At 63.6% G+C, this 16,196-nt stretch carries 13 protein-coding genes and 2 pseudogenes; 11 read left to right on the top strand and 4 right to left on the bottom strand.

From position 1 onward, the window contains the following. The 4 genes and pseudogenes from J7I89_RS11635 to J7I89_RS11620 form a co-directional block, all read right to left on the bottom strand. Nucleotides 1-588 (bottom strand): annotated as a pseudogene (locus J7I89_RS11635) (inositol-3-phosphate synthase); the annotation flags it as partial. Nucleotides 589-810: 222 nt separating this feature from the next. Beyond that, nucleotides 811-1,740 (bottom strand): glucose-6-phosphate dehydrogenase assembly protein OpcA, encoded by a 930-nt coding sequence (locus J7I89_RS11630; RefSeq protein WP_214970258.1) that lies wholly within the window; start codon nt 1,738-1,740, stop codon nt 811-813. Next, complete coding sequence (zwf, locus tag J7I89_RS11625; protein WP_214970255.1) at nt 1,737-3,296, bottom strand: glucose-6-phosphate dehydrogenase; 1,560 nt, start codon at nt 3,294-3,296, stop codon at nt 1,737-1,739. The genes J7I89_RS11630 and zwf overlap by 4 nt, the downstream gene beginning before the upstream one ends. A 274-nt stretch (nt 3,297-3,570) precedes the next feature. Then, nucleotides 3,571-4,251, bottom strand: coding sequence for a GntR family transcriptional regulator (locus tag J7I89_RS11620; protein WP_214970252.1), 681 nt, complete (start codon nt 4,249-4,251; stop codon nt 3,571-3,573). Nucleotides 4,252-4,386: 135 nt separating this feature from the next. Between J7I89_RS11620 and purU the strand changes: the two genes are divergently transcribed. The 11 genes and pseudogenes from purU to J7I89_RS11565 form a co-directional block, all read left to right on the top strand. Further along, the gene (gene purU, locus J7I89_RS11615) at nt 4,387-5,283 is read left to right on the top strand and encodes a formyltetrahydrofolate deformylase (RefSeq protein ID WP_214970261.1); all 897 of its coding nucleotides are present in this window, start codon (nt 4,387-4,389) and stop codon (nt 5,281-5,283) included. Nucleotides 5,284-5,333: 50 nt separating this feature from the next. Then, nucleotides 5,334-7,826 (top strand): FAD-dependent oxidoreductase, encoded by a 2,493-nt coding sequence (locus J7I89_RS11610; RefSeq protein ID WP_214970250.1) that lies wholly within the window; start codon nt 5,334-5,336, stop codon nt 7,824-7,826. 112 nt (nt 7,827-7,938) lie between these two features. Further along, nucleotides 7,939-8,565 (top strand): cyclodeaminase/cyclohydrolase family protein, encoded by a 627-nt coding sequence (locus tag J7I89_RS11605; RefSeq protein ID WP_214970247.1) that lies wholly within the window; start codon nt 7,939-7,941, stop codon nt 8,563-8,565. Continuing rightward, nucleotides 8,562-9,441 (top strand): annotated as a pseudogene (locus J7I89_RS11600) (bifunctional 5,10-methylenetetrahydrofolate dehydrogenase/5,10-methenyltetrahydrofolate cyclohydrolase). The gene J7I89_RS11605 and the pseudogene J7I89_RS11600 overlap by 4 nt, the downstream one beginning before the upstream one ends. 65 nt (nt 9,442-9,506) lie before the next feature. Further along, nucleotides 9,507-9,710, top strand: coding sequence for a hypothetical protein (locus tag J7I89_RS11595; protein ID WP_214970244.1), 204 nt, complete (start codon nt 9,507-9,509; stop codon nt 9,708-9,710). 35 nt (nt 9,711-9,745) lie between these two features. Next, nucleotides 9,746-12,085 carry an FdhF/YdeP family oxidoreductase gene (locus tag J7I89_RS11590; RefSeq protein WP_214970241.1) on the top strand — a complete coding sequence of 780 codons (2,340 nt, stop codon included), beginning with the start codon at nt 9,746-9,748 and terminating at the stop codon, nt 12,083-12,085. Then, nucleotides 12,078-12,677: a GTP cyclohydrolase I FolE gene (gene folE, locus J7I89_RS11585; protein WP_214970238.1), complete on the top strand. Its 600-nt coding sequence runs from the start codon at nt 12,078-12,080 to the stop codon at nt 12,675-12,677. The genes J7I89_RS11590 and folE overlap by 8 nt, the downstream gene beginning before the upstream one ends. Nucleotides 12,678-12,966: 289 nt before the next feature. After that, nucleotides 12,967-14,259, top strand: coding sequence for a molybdopterin molybdotransferase MoeA (locus J7I89_RS11580; protein WP_214970235.1), 1,293 nt, complete (start codon nt 12,967-12,969; stop codon nt 14,257-14,259). Continuing rightward, on the top strand, nt 14,259-15,143 hold the full coding sequence (gene fdhD, locus J7I89_RS11575; RefSeq protein ID WP_214970232.1) for a formate dehydrogenase accessory sulfurtransferase FdhD: 885 nt from the start codon (nt 14,259-14,261) through the stop codon (nt 15,141-15,143). The genes J7I89_RS11580 and fdhD overlap by 1 nt, the downstream gene beginning before the upstream one ends. Continuing rightward, on the top strand, nt 15,136-15,648 hold the full coding sequence (locus J7I89_RS11570; protein WP_214970229.1) for a molybdenum cofactor biosynthesis protein MoaE: 513 nt from the start codon (nt 15,136-15,138) through the stop codon (nt 15,646-15,648). The genes fdhD and J7I89_RS11570 overlap by 8 nt, the downstream gene beginning before the upstream one ends. 40 nt (nt 15,649-15,688) lie before the next feature. Further along, the coding region (locus tag J7I89_RS11565; RefSeq protein ID WP_214970225.1) for a catalase at nt 15,689-16,196 on the top strand (508 nt) is incomplete at its 3' end.

Here is a 16,196-nt window from a genome sequence, read left to right as displayed (position 1 = left end):
TATGCTTTCTCTGTCCCGGCATCTTATTGCAGCGCCCTCGCTCGGCACGCCGGCAGCGGTTGACTTGCCCTCCCACTCCTTGGTGCCGGCTAGGAACACCGGCAGGGCGTTGACGAAGGGTACGCCGGCCTCTATGGCCCACTGGGCGTAGAACTCGGTGGTGTCCTGGGACCCGACCGGCAGGTAGCAGACCATCACATCAACCTGCGCGTCCTTGAGGGCCTGGACGACGTCGACCGGCTCAGCAGGGGACTGTTCGATGGTTTCGAGATAGTACCGGCCCAGGCCGTCCAGGGTGTGGCCGCGCTGCACGGTCACGCCGGTGGGCGGAACGTCGGCGATCTTGATGGTGTTGTTCTCGCTCGCGAGGATGGCGTCGGCCAGGTCGACGCCGACCTTCTTGCCGTCAACGTCGAACGCGGCCACGAACTTCACGTCATTGACGTGGTACTTGCCGAACTCCACGTGCATCAGACCCGGGATCGCGGCCTGCGGGTCGGCATCCCGGTAATAGTGGACACCCTGGACCAGCGAGGCGGCGCAGTTACCCACACCGACGATTGCGACACGAATCGGATTTGAAGACACGGAACTCCTTAGGGAAAATACTCGTCGCCGTGGGGCTGGATGAACCAGGAACCGGCGACTGCAGCTAACAACCGCTCTCCGACCGATTCCGGCGGCTAGTGCGGCGTTCGAGGAGGCTTTCCGAATATTGCCCGGAAACTGACTGGACCTCCTGCAAAGGTGCTGCCATCCATCCTCTCCCCTTTGACGGAGGACTGCCACGCCATGATTGAGCGGTTTGACCTACCCAAAAGGATGGGTAAAGGGTGCAGCATTGACGCAGCTAAGGGTCAGACCGAAGACCTCGTCGGGGTCGAGGCGGCCCAGTTCTTCGGCGAGGCAGTCCCGCAGGCTGCGGCGCGGCAGGGAGATCCGCTGCGCGGGCTGGCCCGGCTGGGTCAGTTCGGCAACGGAGAGCCCGGGGCGGGACAGCTGAACGTCGCCGCTGGCCCTGCAGAGCCGGACCCGCCGGATGCCGGTTCCTGCGGGATCGGCAACGATGGTCACCGGCGCGTCGAGGGACAGCGTCAGCCAGGCCGCCAGCAGGATGGTGCTGGGTGAGTTCGAGGCGCCTTCGACGGTGACGGCGGTGACGGGCGAGGAATCCGGCCGGTCCAGGACGGCGGCGAGCTGGATGCGCCAGTTGCTCAGGCGGGTCCAGGCGAGGTCGGTGTCGCCGGCCTTGTAGGTGTTGCGGATGTTCTCCAGCGCAACCTGGGGCTCGGCCTCGTTCGCGGAGTCGGTGATGCGCCGGTGCGCGATCCGGCCGATCGAGGTTTCGCTGGCGTTCTTCGGCGCGCCGTGCGGCCACCAGGCCACGATCGGCGCGTCCGGCAGCAGCAGCGCGGCGACCAGGGATTCGCTTTCCTCGGCCAGTTCCCCGAAGCCGCGGAGCACGATGACCTCGGAGGCGCCGGCGTCCCCGCCCACCCGGATTTGGGCGTCCAGCCGGTTGGGCGCGGCGGAGCCGGCGTCCGCGAGCACGATGATCCGGCAGGGGTGTTCCCGGCTGGCCTCGTTCGCGGCCTCGATGGCCTCCTCCTCCAGCCCGGACTTGGTGACCACCACGAGGGTGAGCACCCGTCCGAGGGCGATCACGCCGCCCTGCTCGCGCAGGGACATGATCTTCTTGGAGACCTTGGAGGTGGTGGTGTTCGGGAGATCTACAATCATGGCCTTCTCCAGGTTCGTCCGTCGCGGGCTAGGAGCTCGTCAGCGGAGGCCGGGCCCCAGCTGCCGGGCGCGTACGGTTCGGGCTGCTCGCCGAGGCCTTCCCAGTACTCCTCGAAGGGGTCCAGGATCTTCCAGGACAGCTCCACTTCCTCATGCCGCGGGAACAGCGGCGGCTCCCCGAGCAGCACGTCCAGGATCAGCCGTTCGTAGGCTTCGGGGCTGGATTCGGTGAAGGAGTGCCCGTAGCCGAAGTCCATGGTCACGTCGCGGACTTCCATCTGCGTGCCCGGGACCTTGGACCCGAACCGGATCGTGGCGCCCTCGTCCGGCTGGACCCGGATGACCACGGCGTTCTGGCCGAAGTCGTCCTCGCCGTGGTCGCGGAAGAGCAGGTTCGGGGCGCGCTTGAACACCACCGCGATCTCGGTGACGCGCCGGCCCAGGCGCTTGCCCGCCCGGAGGTAGAACGGCGCCCCGTGCCAGCGCCGGGTGTTGATGTCCACCCGGATCGCGGCAAAGGTCTCGGTGGTGGAGTCGGCCGGGATGCCTTCCTCCTCGAGGTAGCCCTGGACCTGCTCGCCGCCCTGCCAGCCGCCGGCGAACTGCCCGCGCGCCGAATGGGTGGACAGATCCTCCGGAAGCCTGACCGCGGCGAGGACCTTTTCCTTCTCCGCGCGCAGGTCATCGGCGTTGAAGGAGATGGGCTCCTCCATCGCCGTCAGGGCCAGCAGCTGGAGCAGGTGGTTCTGGATCACGTCGCGGGCCGCGCCCACCCCGTCGTAGTACCCTGCCCGGCCGCCGGTGCCGATGTCCTCGGCCATGGTGATCTGCACATGGTCCACGTAGTTCGCGTTCCAGAGCGGTTCGAACAGCTGGTTCGCGAAGCGCAGCGCCAGGATGTTCTGCACCGTCTCCTTGCCCAGGTAATGGTCGATCCGGAACACCGCGTCGGGCGGGAACACCGATTCGACGATGTCGTTCAGGGCCCGGGCGGATTCCAGGTCGTGCCCGAACGGCTTCTCGATCACCACCCGGCGCCACTTCTCCCCCTCGGCCTGGGCCAGCCCGTGCTTGGAGAGCTGCCGGCAGACCTGTTCGAAGGCCTTCGGCGGGATGGACAGGTAGAACGCGTGGTTCCCGCGGGTGCCGCGGTTCTCGTCGAGTTCCTTGATGGTCTCGCCGAGCCGCTCAAACGCGGAGTCGTCGTCGAACTCGCCCTGCACGAAGCGGATGCCCTCGGAGAGCTGGTTCCAGACCGCCTCATCAAAAGGCGTCCTCGAGTACGCCTTCACGGCGTCCTTCACCTCGGCGGCGAAGTCCTCGTTATCCCACGCCCGGCGGGCAAAGCCCACCAGGGCAAAACTGGGCGGCAGCAGCCCACGGTTGGCGAGGTCGTAGACAGCGGGCATGAGCTTCTTGCGGGCGAGATCCCCCGTGACTCGGAAGAGCACGAGCGAGGACGGCCCGGCGATCCGGTTCAGACGGCGGTCCCGGGGATCCCGCAGCGGGTTCCCGTTCCTGCCTGCTGACCTTCTGCCGTTCAGGGTTTCTGGCATGGTTGGTTCGGTGCCTTAGCTTTCAGTGGCGGATGTTGCCTGGCCGGCAAGCACGGAAACGATCTCCTTGAGCTGGGTCACGCCATCGACAGACACGCAAGGCACTTGGAGAGGATGGGGCATCCATGGAGGGCAGGGCAACAAGCCGCACAATTCCTTGCCCCTAAGACTGCCATCAGCCCGGGATGGAATTAACCACCAAATCAGGCGGCCTTACCTGCCCTTTAGGATGGGAGCGCCAACGGCAGCGGCGGAGCCGCCCCACTCGTCTTTGCTACGCAGCGAATAGTGCCGTCCGCACTGCCATCTCGAAGCCATTTACGTGAGCGCGCGCCAGTTCTGCTGCACGGGACTCATCCTTGTCGATCACCGCTTGAAGCAGGTCGATGTGCTCATGCACGTGATGGGAAAGGTCAGGCAGGCGGTCCAGGACCATGCACCAAATGCGCGTTGCCAGGTTGTCATAGCGGATCAGCACGTCCTCCAAATGTGGATTCGCGGCCGCAGCGTAAATGCCCTGGTGCACGCGTGCGTCCAGCTGCAGGGTTTCCACGACAGAGGCGCCGTCCACGTCGAAGGACTCCACGGCGCTCACAATGAGCCGGAGACGATCCCGGGCCGCCGCGGTGGCCACCCTGGCAGCACGGGAAGCGGCGAGCGGTTCCAGCTGCGCCCGGATTTCGGATATGAACGCAAGGTCCGTCACCTCGACGCGTGTCGCGAAGGTCCCGCGCCGAGGATAGGTCACGACGAGCCGATCCAGTTCCAGCCGTTTCAGCGCCTCCCGCACGGGAGTGCGTCCCACGCCGAGTTCTTTTGCGAGCCCTTCATCGTAGAGCGGGTCACCCGGCTTGATTTCGAGAGTCAGCAGGCGGTCACGTATCCGTTCGTAGGCCACGTCGGCCAAGGATCTTGACCCAACGGCCTCCGACACCGCCAGAGCTTCAAACGCCACCGTACCGCCTCTCCTATGTGTCAATACTGACTATTGACCCCATCCCTCCACCAGTATACGCTGGGCGCCAATCCTAATATATCAATCAGGTGATCAAGAATATATCTAAAGGAGGGCACGACCCTAGTGGAGACAATCCAAGAAACAAGGCCAACTCCGCAGGCGGAAGCCTCTGGAGTAGCGACTAGCCGGAAGTTCGTGCTCACACTGTCGTGCGTCGAACGTGCCGGCATCGTTCAAGCAGTGACCACGTTCCTATTTGAGCGCGGATTCAACATCGAGGAGCACCAGCAGTTCGACGACGGCCTCCGCCAGACTCTTCACCTGCGTACCGCTTTTTCCGGCCCCGCAAACTTCGAACCAGCCAGGCTCGAAGAGGAGTTCCGTTCCATTGCGGAACGCTTTGAGATGAAATTCAGCTTTCACGACGAAACCAAAGAGCGCGTTCTGGTTATGGTCTCCAAGTTTGGGCACTGCCTGAATGACCTGATTTTCCGCTGGCGCGGGGGCAGCCTGGGTGGAGATCTCATAGTTGTCGTTTCCAATCACGAAACACACCGGGCCATGGCAGAGGCTGCCGGCCTTCCCTTCGTGCACATCCCCGTTACTCCCGACACGAAGCAGGACGCCGAGCGCCGCCTGCTCGAACTGGTCGACGAGTACAACGTTGACCTGGTCGTCCTCGCCCGGTACATGCAAGTGCTTTCCAATGACCTGTGCCGGGCCCTCGAGGGAAGGGCCATCAACATCCACCACTCGTTCCTGCCAGGTTTCAAGGGTGCACGTCCTTACCACCAGGCCTACGACCGCGGCGTCAAGCTTGTCGGGGCAACCGCCCACTACGTGACCGCGGACCTCGACGAGGGCCCGATCATCGAGCAGGAAGTCATCCGCGTCGACCACAGCTACGGGCCAACAGCTCTCTCAACAGTCGGGCAGGATGCGGAAGCACTCGCACTGTCACGGGCAGTGCGTTGGCACTGCGAACACCGTGTCCTGCTGGACCAGTCCAGCACCGTCGTCTTCCGCTAGACGCAGCCTACGAGCAGCAAAGCCCACAACCGAACTCAGCAGGAGAAATAATGGCCTCGACGCCACGCATTGTCATCATCGGAGCTGGAATCGTCGGCACTAATGTCGCCGATGAACTTGTAGCCCGCGGTTGGAACAACATCACGGTTCTGGACCAGGGTCCTCTGAACATGCCGGGCGGCTCCACGTCCCACGCCCCGGGCCTGGTCTTCCAGACCAACCCCTCGAAGACCATGGCCTCCTTCGCCAGGTACACAGTTGAAAAGCTGCTGTCACTGACGGAGGACGGCGTGAGCTGCTTCAACCAGGTCGGTGGCCTGGAAGTCGCGACAACGGAGACCCGCCTCGCCGACCTGAAAAGGAAGCTGGGCTACGCCTCTTCCTGGGGGATCGAGGGAAGCATTCTCTCCTCCGCTGAATGCAAGGAGCTCTACCCCCTGCTGAACGATGAGAACGTTCTCGGCGGGCTCCACGTCCCAAGCGACGGCCTGGCCAGCGCTGCCCGCGCGGTGCAGCTGCTGATCAAGCGCACGGAAGCGGCAGGAGTCAAATACCTGGGCTCCACGGCGGTGACCGGGATCGAACAGTCCGACGGACGGGTCACCGGCGTCGAGACCAGCAACGGTGTCTTCCCGGCCGATATCGTGATCTCCTGTGCCGGGTTCTGGGGCGCGAAGATCGGTGCCATGATCGGCATGTCCGTCCCCCTCCTCCCCCTGGCCCACCAGTACGTCAAGACTGCCCCCGTGCCGGAACTGAAGGGACGCAACGAGCTGCCGAACGGCGCCACGCTGCCGATCCTCCGCTATCAGGACCAGGACCTGTACTACCGGGAGCACGGCGAGCGCTACGGGATCGGCTCCTACGCCCACCGTCCCATGCCCGTTGACGTCGAGGATTTGGGAACCTATGCCCCGGAGTCGGTCAGCGAGCACAACATGCCCTCGCGGCTGGACTTCACGCTGGAAGACTTCCTGCCGGCGTGGGAAGCCTCCAAGCAGCTGCTGCCTGGCCTGGCGGAAAGCGAAATCGAGGATGGCTTCAACGGCATCTTCTCGTTCACTCCGGACGGAGGCCCGCTGGTCGGCGAGTCCAAGGAGCTCGATGGCTTCTTCGTGGCAGAGGCCGTCTGGGTTACGCACTCGGCCGGTGTAGCCAAAGCCGTGGCCGAACTGCTCACCACCGGCAAGTCCGAAACCGACTTGGGCGAGTGCGACATCACCCGTTTCGAGGACGTCCAGCTCACCCCGGAATACGTCAGCGAGACCTCACAGCAGAACTTCGTGGAAATCTACGATGTCCTCCACCCGCTCCAGCCCAGGCTCTCCCCGCGAAACCTCCGCGTCAGCCCGTTCCATGCGCGGCAGAAGGAACTGGGAGGCTTCTTCCTGGAATCCGGGGGATGGGAACGTCCTTACTGGTTTGAAGCCAACGCTGGACTCCTCAAGGAGATGCCCACGGAATGGCTGCCCCCGGCCCGGGACGCCTGGTCCCAGATGTTCAGCTCCCCGATCGCGGCAGCCGAAGCGTGGAAGACCCGCACTGCAGTGGCCATGTACGACATGACGCCCCTCAAGCGGCTGGAAGTGTCAGGGCCCGGCGCCCTGAAGCTGCTGCAGGAGCTGACCACGGCGGACCTGGACAAGAAGCCGGGAGCCGTGACCTACACGCTGCTGCTCGACCACGCCGGCGGTGTGCGAAGTGACATCACCGTTGCCCGCCTGAGCGAGGACCGGTTCCAGCTCGGTGCCAACGGCAACATCGACACCGCCTACTTCACGCGGGCGGCACGGCACCAGACGCAGAGCGGCTCCGCCACCGACTGGGTCCAGGTTCGGGACACCACCGGCGGCACGTGCTGCATCGGGCTCTGGGGTCCGCTGGCCCGCGACCTGGTCAGCGGCGTCAGCGCCGATGACTTCTCCAATGACGGCCTGAAATACTTCCGTGCCAAGGACGTTGTCATCGGCGGCATCCCTGTCACGGCCATGCGTCTGTCCTACGTCGGCGAACTGGGCTGGGAACTCTACACGAGTGCCGAATACGGCCAGCGGCTCTGGGATGCGCTTTGGAAGGCCGGGCAGCCGTTCGGCGTCATCGCAGCCGGACGTGCGGCCTTCAGTTCCCTGCGCCTGGAAAAGGGCTACCGCTCGTGGGGAGCGGACATGACCACCGAACATGATCCCTACGAGGCGGGTCTCGGCTTCGCCGTCAAGATGTCCAAGGACAGCTTCATCGGCAAGGGCGCACTCGAAGGCCGGACGGAGGAAGGCTCTGCCCGCCGGCTGCGATGCCTGACCATCGACGACGGCCGGTCCATCGTCCTGGGCAAGGAACCCGCGTATTACAAGGAACAATCGGTCGGCTACGTAACCAGCGCGGCCTACGGCTACACCGTCGCCAAGCCGATCGCCTACGCCTACCTTCCGGCGACCGTTTCCATCGGCGATTCCGTCGAGATCGAATACTTCGGACGACGCATCAGGGCCACTGTTACTGAAGAGCCCCTGTACGACCCGAAAATGACCAGGCTCCGCGGCTAACCAGCCGTCGGGTCCCTTGGGGGCGCGCAGCCCGGACTCATCCTCGCAACGGGAGCCGGGCTGCGCGCATCCCCCTTCTCGCCTCAGCCTCAACCAGCCCAGGAATGGACAAATGATCGGTTCAGAAACACTCAATGACTACCTCGGCAGGCTTGCCTCGCGGAACCCCACCCCAGGTGGCGGCGCGGCCGCGGCGCTCCACGCAGCGCAGGGAGCGGCCCTGGTGGCCATGGTGGCCAGATTCAGCACCGGCGGGAAATATGAGCAGCACGAACAGGCAACCTCCAGGATCATTTCCGCCGCCGACCACCTCATTGACGAGGCGCTGCGGCTGGCCGACGCCGATGAAGTCGCCTTCAAGGATGTGATCGCCTCTTACAAGCTGCCCGCCGCGAACGACTCTGAGCGTGAGACACGCGCAGGCGCCATACAAACCGCACTCGTCAAGGCTGCTCAACCGCCCGTCCAGCTGATCAAGCTGTCGGGCGCCGTAGTGGATCTCGCCGCCGAACTTCTGGACATTGCCAACCCCAATGTCATCAGCGACATTGCCGCAGCAGCCGACGCTGCCAGGGCGGCCGCCACCACAGCACGGGTCAACATCGACATCAATGTCGTTGCGATAAAGGACATCCAGGCCCGTGCCGCACTGGCAGAACAAACTGACGGCCTTGAAGAAAAAGTCGTTCTGGCAGCCGACTCGCTGTCGCGGAACGTACGGGAAAGGATCTTCCGATGACGGCAACGTCGCTCTCCGGCAAACCCCTCGCCAAACTGATACAGCAAAAGGCCCAGAAAGAAGCCAAAGCGCTGGCCGAAGAGGGCATCCGCCCGACCCTCGCCGTCGTGGTCGCAACCGAGGACAGCTCGACCCACTGGTATGTGCGATCCATTGAGCGCGCCTCGGAAAATGCCGGCATCGACTGCAGGGTCATAGACCTCGGCCCCGACGCGACAGAGCAGGTGCTGATTGCCGTCCTGAAAGACCTCAGCGCGGAGCCTTCGGTCAATGGAATCATCCTGCAGACTCCCCTGCCCCCCCGGCGTGAGAAGCCAGGAACTGGTCAGGTACATCGCCCCGGAAAAGGACATCGATGGCGCGAACCCTTTAAGCTTGGGGCTTCTCGCCGTCGGTCAACGTGCATTCGCCCCTGCCACAGCCCGTGCAGTCATAGAAATGCTGGACCACTTTGATATCCCGTTATCCGGCCGCAGCGTCGTGGTGGTGGGGCGTTCAGCCGTTGTTGGTAAGCCGCTGTCTCTCCTGCTGTTGCAGAAGGACGCAACGACGACCGTCTGCCATTCGCGCTCCGGTCCCCTTGCCAAGTACACCAAAACTGCCGACGTCGTTGTTGTTGCTGCCGGCCGCACCGGGCTGCTCAAAGGAACGGACGTTTCCGAGCACTCGGTGGTCATCGATGTAGGTACCAATGTGCTTTCCGATGGCTCACTCACCGGCGATGTCGATGAAGCCAGCGTTAGCTCGGTTGCTGCTGCGCTGACACCAGTCCCCGGCGGTGTGGGTTCAGTCACCACATCGCTGTTACTGCTCCACACCTCCGAAGCGGCGCGGGAACAGTCGCGCGCAGCCCGGGTATCAGTGCTTACGCGGTGACCGAAGTGGCAGTGGCAAGCCGTACTGCGCCTCAGCCCGCCGACGCCCAAACCAACACGAAGGTCGTGTCTGATTGGACCGAACTCATCCCAGGTGATTTCGTCACAGTGCAGGAATCGTACACGGTCCCCCACAGCGGTTGGATTGATGACGTGACCGAGGACGGCACCATAATCTGGCTGGTTCTGGCCTTGGGCCTTGGCCGCCGTATGTTCTTCCGCGAGGACGGTGACATCGTCACGGTCGAACTCCCACAGGCCACGAGTTGAGCACGAAACACCCGCATACATTTGAAGGAAGAGCAATGGCTTCTAAAGCCCCCCGCCACAACATCGACGAGTCAAAGCTGACGGTCGGCAAACCCAAGACCAAGGCCGTGGGCATCCCGGCAGTGGCCAACGCACTGAAAATATCGCTTGAGCAAATGGGACCGCTCCGGAGCGTGCAGACCCTTTTGGCGGTCAACCAAATCGACGGCTTTGACTGCATGGGCTGCGCTTGGCCGGAACACGACAAGCGGAATGCAGCGGAATTCTGCGAGAACGGTGCGAAGGCGGTGGCGGAGGAGGCTACACGCCGCCGCGTCACGCCGGAATTCTTCTCCCGGCATTCCATTGCCGACTTGAAGACACGCGATGACTACTGGCTTGGGCAGCAGGGCCGGCTGACCCACCCGATGGTCCTGGATGAGGACGCAACCCACTACAGGCCAATCGAGTGGGACGACGCCCTGGAACTGATTGCCCAGGAACTCAGGGACATGGATGACCCTGACCAGAGCGTCTTCTACACGTCCGGACGGACATCCAACGAGGCGGCATTTGTATACCAGTTGCTCGTACGCGGAATAGGCACGAACAACCTCCCGGACTGTTCGAACATGTGCCACGAGTCTTCCGGATCGGCCTTGGTGGAGACCATAGGCATTGGCAAAGGATCGGTCAGCCTCAAGGATCTGGAAACGGCGGCCCTGATCTTCGTTGCCGGCCAGAATCCGGGCACAAATCACCCGCGCATGCTCAGTGCCCTGGAAAAGGCCAAGAAAAACGGGGCCGCCATCGTATCCATCAATCCGCTCCCCGAGGCCGGACTGTTTCATTTCGAGAACCCGCAGACCATCTCAGGCACGCTGCTTGGCACCCAACTGACTGATGATTTCCTTCAGATCAGGGCCGGCGGCGACCAGGCACTGTTCCAAGGCCTCGGCAAATACCTGTTGGAAGCAGAACGTGCAGGCAGGAACAGCCCCGGCTTAACAACGGTCTTGGACCACGACTTCATCCAAAACCATACAGTCGGCCTCGAATCCTACCTTTCGCAGTTGGAACAGGTCCGCTGGGACGACATCACCGAGGCGAGCGGCCTCAGGATGGAACAGATCGCGGCCACCGGCGAACGCCTCCTGGCGTCAGGCTCAACTATCGTCTGCTGGGCGATGGGCCTGACACAGCACAAGCACTCAGTGCCCACCCTCCGGGACGTTGTCAACGTCCTGCTGCTTCAGGGCAACATCGGTAAGGCCGGAGCGGGGGTTTGCCCCGTTCGTGGACACTCCAACGTCCAGGGCGACCGGACCATGGGTATCTTCGAACAGATGCCGGAGAGCTTCCACGACAGGCTCGACCAGGAATTCCAATTCCATTCACCCCGGGCCCACGGCTATGACACGGTCGCTGCAATCCGGGCTATGCGGGACGGTAAGGTCCGGCTATTCGTGGGCATGGGCGGGAACTTCGTCCGGGCGGCTCCGGATTCGGATGTTACCGAGAAGGCCCTGGCCAACACCCGTCTGACTGTCCAGATCTCGACGAAACTGAACCACTCCCACGTGGCCACAGGAAAACGCGCTCTGATTCTCCCGACGCTGGGCCGGACTGAGAGGGATACCCAGCAGTCTGGCGACCAGAGGGTGACTGTAGAGGATTCAATGAGCGCCGTTCATGCATCCCGCGGTCGGCTCAAGCCCGCAAGCGAACACCTGATGTCCGAGGTAGCCATCGTGTGCAATCTCGCGCATAGGGTTTTCACGGACGCCTCCGGCCTGCCCCTCCCCAATACGCCGGCAGCCGACTGGCTGGCGCTCCGGGACGATTACTCCCTGATCAGGAAGCACATCGCGGCTGTCCTCGATGGCTTCGAAAATTTCGAGGAGAGAATCCAGAACCCTGGCGGCTTCGTTCTGCCTCACCCGCCCCGCGACAACAGGGAATTCAAGACGCGGTCCGGCAAGGCGCACTTTACTTCGAATGCCCTGGAGTATCTTCGGGTCCCACCCGGCCGGCTGATCCTGCAAACCCTTCGTTCACACGACCAGTACAACACCACCATCTACGGCAAGGATGACCGATACCGCGGAATACACGGAGGCCGGCGCGTAATACTGGTCAACGAGGCGGACATAACCGAGATGGGATATGCGGACGGGGACATGGTCGATCTGGTCTCAGAGTTCCGTGGTAGGGAACGCAGGGCGGAGAATTTCCGCATCGTGCCCTACTCGACGCCTAAGGGCTGCGCCGCCTCCTACTACCCGGAAACCAACGTGCTGGTGCCACTGGACTCGGTGGCGGACACCAGCGGAACCCCAACGTCCAAGTCCGTCATTGTCAGGCTGGAGCCGGCGGGAGCGCACAGGCATGGGTAAGGATCCTGATGCCCGACACGGCGAGGGGGTGGACCGCCCACGGGTGGAGCGGGCGGTCCGTGAGTTCCTCCTCGCCGTCGGCGAGGACCCTGACAGGCCTGGCCTGGCTGAGACTCCGGCACGTGTGGCGCGCGCCGCAGTGGAAATGTACGGTGGCCTTCACGAGGATCCCGCATCGATCCTTAACAAGACTTTCGACCTGGGGCACGAGGAGCTGGTCCTCGTGAAGGACATCCCTTTCCACTCAACCTGCGAGCACCACCTGGTGCCTTTCCACGGAGTGGCCCACGTTGGCTATATCCCTTCGGCCGAGGGGCTGGTAACGGGCCTGAGCAAACTGGCGCGGCTGGTGGATGCGTTCGCGCGCAGGCCGCAGGTGCAGGAACGGCTGACAACCCAAGTAGTGGATGCTCTTGTCTCTGCCCTCCGGCCGCTTGGCGCGATTGTCGTGGTGGAATGCGAACATCTCTGCATGTCCATGAGGGGCGTCAGGAAGCCGGGCGCAAAAACCATTACTTCCGCAGTACGGGGTGAGCTGCGCCTGCCGGCTGCCCGGGCGGAAGCTCTGAGCTTGATCATGGGGCGCCGCTAAAGCTGCATCGGTGGCGTAGCACTCTTCTCACTGATATATCTTTACGATATATTGTAAATATCAGTCGTCGCCTCTCCGGCTTCCTCTACACGGGAGGCCGGACTGCCTGAAAGCCCGACCGATACTAAGAGCGCGGTGGCCGAGGCCACATGGCCAGCTTCATGAAAAGTCACGTCGTTTCCCGTGAACGGTGTTTCGGTGGGCCTGAATACCTGGGGAGGTAGGCGCCGAAACACCGCTTTCGGGATACGAACAGACAGACAACCATTCACCAACGAGGGAACGACCAGTGGCAGTTCAAGCCCTTCCAATCGCCGCCAGACCAGGCAAGGACGCCGGGCGGGCCGCGGACGGGGCGACCGCTTGGGCCGAAGCCCGCCGCTCGGCTTATGACTCCGCCACGCCGCTCCGACCGGAGCGAGTGCAACTCGGAGAGGCGAACGGAAGAACGCTGGCGGCTGACCTCCTCGCGTTGCAGGAGATGCCCCACTACGCGTCGTCCGCAATGGACGGCTGGACGACTAATGGTGCCGGACCCTGGATATTGACGGAACCAGGGAAGCCGCTTGGCCGTGGGCAGGCCAGCCCCGTTGTCACCGGCGGTTTAATACCTCCGGGCGCGCAGGGTGTGCTCCGAGTAGAGCACGGTCAGCTTGCCACTGATGCAACAGGCCGGGCCATATTGACTGCGGGCGGCGGGGCGTCGCCTGGCGAACCTCATCAGGGCCAGCACATCCGCGAGTCAGGCGAGGAATCGGCAGCTGGGGAAATACTGGTCTCCGCAGGGACAATTTTGAACCCCGCCCACATAGCCCTGGCCGCGGTTGCCGGCTTCGATCACTTGGAAGTGAGGGGCAAGCCGCTCGTCAGAATGCTGGTCACCGGCTCGGAAGTGGTTACGGCCGGGATCCCGGCGCCGGGACAGGTCAGGGACGCTTTCGGGCCGCAAATCAGTCCCATCATCCAGATGCTTGGGGGTGTCCCGGGGTCGTTGATCCGCGTCGGGGACTCCTACGAAGAATGGCTGACAGCCCTAGGTGCCTCTGGACCACCGTTTGGGCGGTGGTCCGACGTGATCGTGACCACAGGCGGCACGGGGCGCTCTGGCGCGGACCATTTCCGAACTGCTACAGCCGCGCTCGGCGGACGGCTCCTCATTGACGGCATCGCCATGCGGCCAGGGCACCCGGCGGCGTTAGCCAAGCTGCCGAACGGCCGATTCGTCCTCGGACTCCCGGGCAACCCCTTGGCCGCCTTGATGGCCCTCTTCACCCTTGGCGGTCCGCTCCTGGCCGCACTAGGTCATCAGCCCCTTGCCGATGTCAGCCAGGTATCGTGCGGCGCGGTCATCGACCCGCATTCCGCCCCCACGCGGCTTATGCCCTTCCATTGGGTCAAGGGTCTGGCAACTCCGGCCCACTACACCGGACCCGGAATGTTGCGTGGCCTGGCTTCAGCCGACGGTGTCATGGTGGTCCCGTCACGCGGCGTTCAGTCAGGAGAGCCGGTGCCCGCATTCGCCCTGCCCTGGCGTCCAGAGCTACGGCCACCGCTCCCCCACAGATCAATGGGGGAGAACTAGTGGGACGCATGACCCAGCGGCGAAAGGTCCACAGGTACCTCCTGGATGGCTCCGCCGCCGCCATTGAATACCCCGTACGACTCAGGGAAGACGTATTGGCGGCAGAGGAACCGCTGGAGATCCGCTTCGGCAACGTGTCCTTCGCCGTGACAATGCGGACACCGGGAGACGACTTTGACCTCGTTGCCGGTTTCCTCGTCTCTGAGGGCATCATCAGGAACCAGTCCGATCTCGTGTCGCTCCGCTTTTGCTCAGGTGAGGATGAAGAGGGCCGGCAAACTTTCAACGTCGTCGAGGCTCAGTTTCGTCGCGGCCTGTCGCTGCCGGATACGGGGCGGCACATTTACACCTCGAGCTCCTGCGGCATCTGTGGCAGCACGTCCATCGAAGCCGTCCGTAAGACCCTCACCTTCAGCCTGGACGAGGACCAACTGCGGGTGCCGGTCGACGTACTGGCGCGGCTGCCTGAGCAGTTGCGCGAGGCTCAGTCACTGTTCGACAAAACCGGGGGCGTCCACGCAGCAGGGCTGTTCAGAATCGGCGACCGTGATGAGGCCGAGCTGCTTTGCATCAGGGAGGATGTGGGCCGCCACAACGCGGTGGACAAAGTGATCGGGTGGGCACTGCGCGAGGGGCTTCTGCCGTTGCGCGGAACCGTCCTGCAGGTCTCCGGCAGGGCGTCGTTTGAGCTCGTTCAAAAGGCTGCCCTCGCCGGCATCCCGGTGTTGGCGGCAGTCAGCGCACCCTCAAGCCTGGCAGCGGACCTCGCTGCCGAGACAGGCGTTACCCTCGTGGGTTTCAGCCGGGGCAGGAGCCTCAACGTGTACGTAGGCAACGAACGGCTGGCACCACCGCTGAACAACCGAAAGGCAACCAGTGGCTGATTTCGAAGTAATCCGGGCTGTCCTCACCGCCGATCCAATCTCTGAGGACGACGCCCTTGCCGCGGTCGAAGGTCCGGAGGCCGGCGCCGTTGTCAGCTTCCGAGGGGTTGTCCGCAACCACGACGAGGGCAAGGCCGTTGAGGGGCTGAGCTACACTGCGCATCCCACTGCGTCGAAGGCCATGCTGGAGGTTGTGGCCACTCTCCTCGACGAGCACTCGGAGGAGACCGGCCATCCCGTCCGCATTTGGGCGGCCCACCGTGTTGGCACCCTGCAGGTCGGCGACGTTGCCCTTGTATGCGCCGTATCCGCCGCTCACCGTCGTCAGGCATTCACTATCTGCTCCGAGCTAGTGGACCGCATCAAGGCCGGCGTGCCGATCTGGAAGGAACAGCTCTTCAGTGACGGCTCGGTCGAATGGGTTGGCGCGAACGAGCCGATGTCACGCCGTACCCGGCGGCTCCAAACCGGAACCGTGCAATCCGCCGCCCCGATTAGCAGCTAATTGACCCGTGCCAGCGGGCCCTCAAGAAAATAGGAGAAAGATGACTTCGAACATCTCCGCGCCCGCCGTGTCCACGACACAGTCCGGCGCTCCCGTCACGTCCGATGCCCACTCCCGGGCCACCGGTGCCGACGGCGCCATCATCCTCACCGACCACTACCTGGTGGAGAAGCTGGCCCAGTTCAACCGCGAGCGGGTCCCGGAGCGCGTGGTGCACGCCAAGGGCGGCGGCGCCTTCGGCACGTTCAAGGCCACCGAGGACATCTCCAAGTACACCAAGGCCGCGTTCCTGCAGCCGGGCGTCGAGACCGAAATGCTGATCCGCTTCTCCTCCGTCGCGGGCGAGAACGGCTCCCCCGACACCTGGCGTGACCCGCGCGGCTTCGCGGTGAAGTTCTACACCTCCGAGGGCAACTACGACCTCGTCGGCAACAACACCCCCGTCTTCTTCATCCGCGACGGCATCAAGTTCCCGGACTTCATCCACTCCCAGAAGCGCCTGCCCGGCACGCACCTGCGCGACGCCGACATGCAGTGGGACTTCTGGA

It is taken from the genome of Arthrobacter sp. ISL-5 (assembly GCF_018613835.1).
Taxonomy (GTDB): domain Bacteria; phylum Actinomycetota; class Actinomycetes; order Actinomycetales; family Micrococcaceae; genus Arthrobacter.
This window is presented reverse-complemented; position numbering and strand designations above follow the sequence as displayed.

Bases quoted from the DNA above. Each gene is read 5' to 3' on its own strand.
- J7I89_RS11630 (WP_214970258.1), bottom strand. From the start codon at position 1,740: ATGATTGTAGATCTCCCGAACACCACCACCTCCAAGGTCTCCAAGAAG.
- zwf (WP_214970255.1), bottom strand. From the start codon at position 3,296: ATGCCAGAAACCCTGAACGGCAGAAGGTCAGCAGGCAGGAACGGGAAC.
- J7I89_RS11610 (WP_214970250.1), top strand. From the start codon at position 5,334: ATGGCCTCGACGCCACGCATTGTCATCATCGGAGCTGGAATCGTCGGC.
- J7I89_RS11605 (WP_214970247.1), top strand. From the start codon at position 7,939: ATGATCGGTTCAGAAACACTCAATGACTACCTCGGCAGGCTTGCCTCG.
- J7I89_RS11590 (WP_214970241.1), top strand. From the start codon at position 9,746: ATGGCTTCTAAAGCCCCCCGCCACAACATCGACGAGTCAAAGCTGACG.
- folE (WP_214970238.1), top strand. From the start codon at position 12,078: ATGGGTAAGGATCCTGATGCCCGACACGGCGAGGGGGTGGACCGCCCA.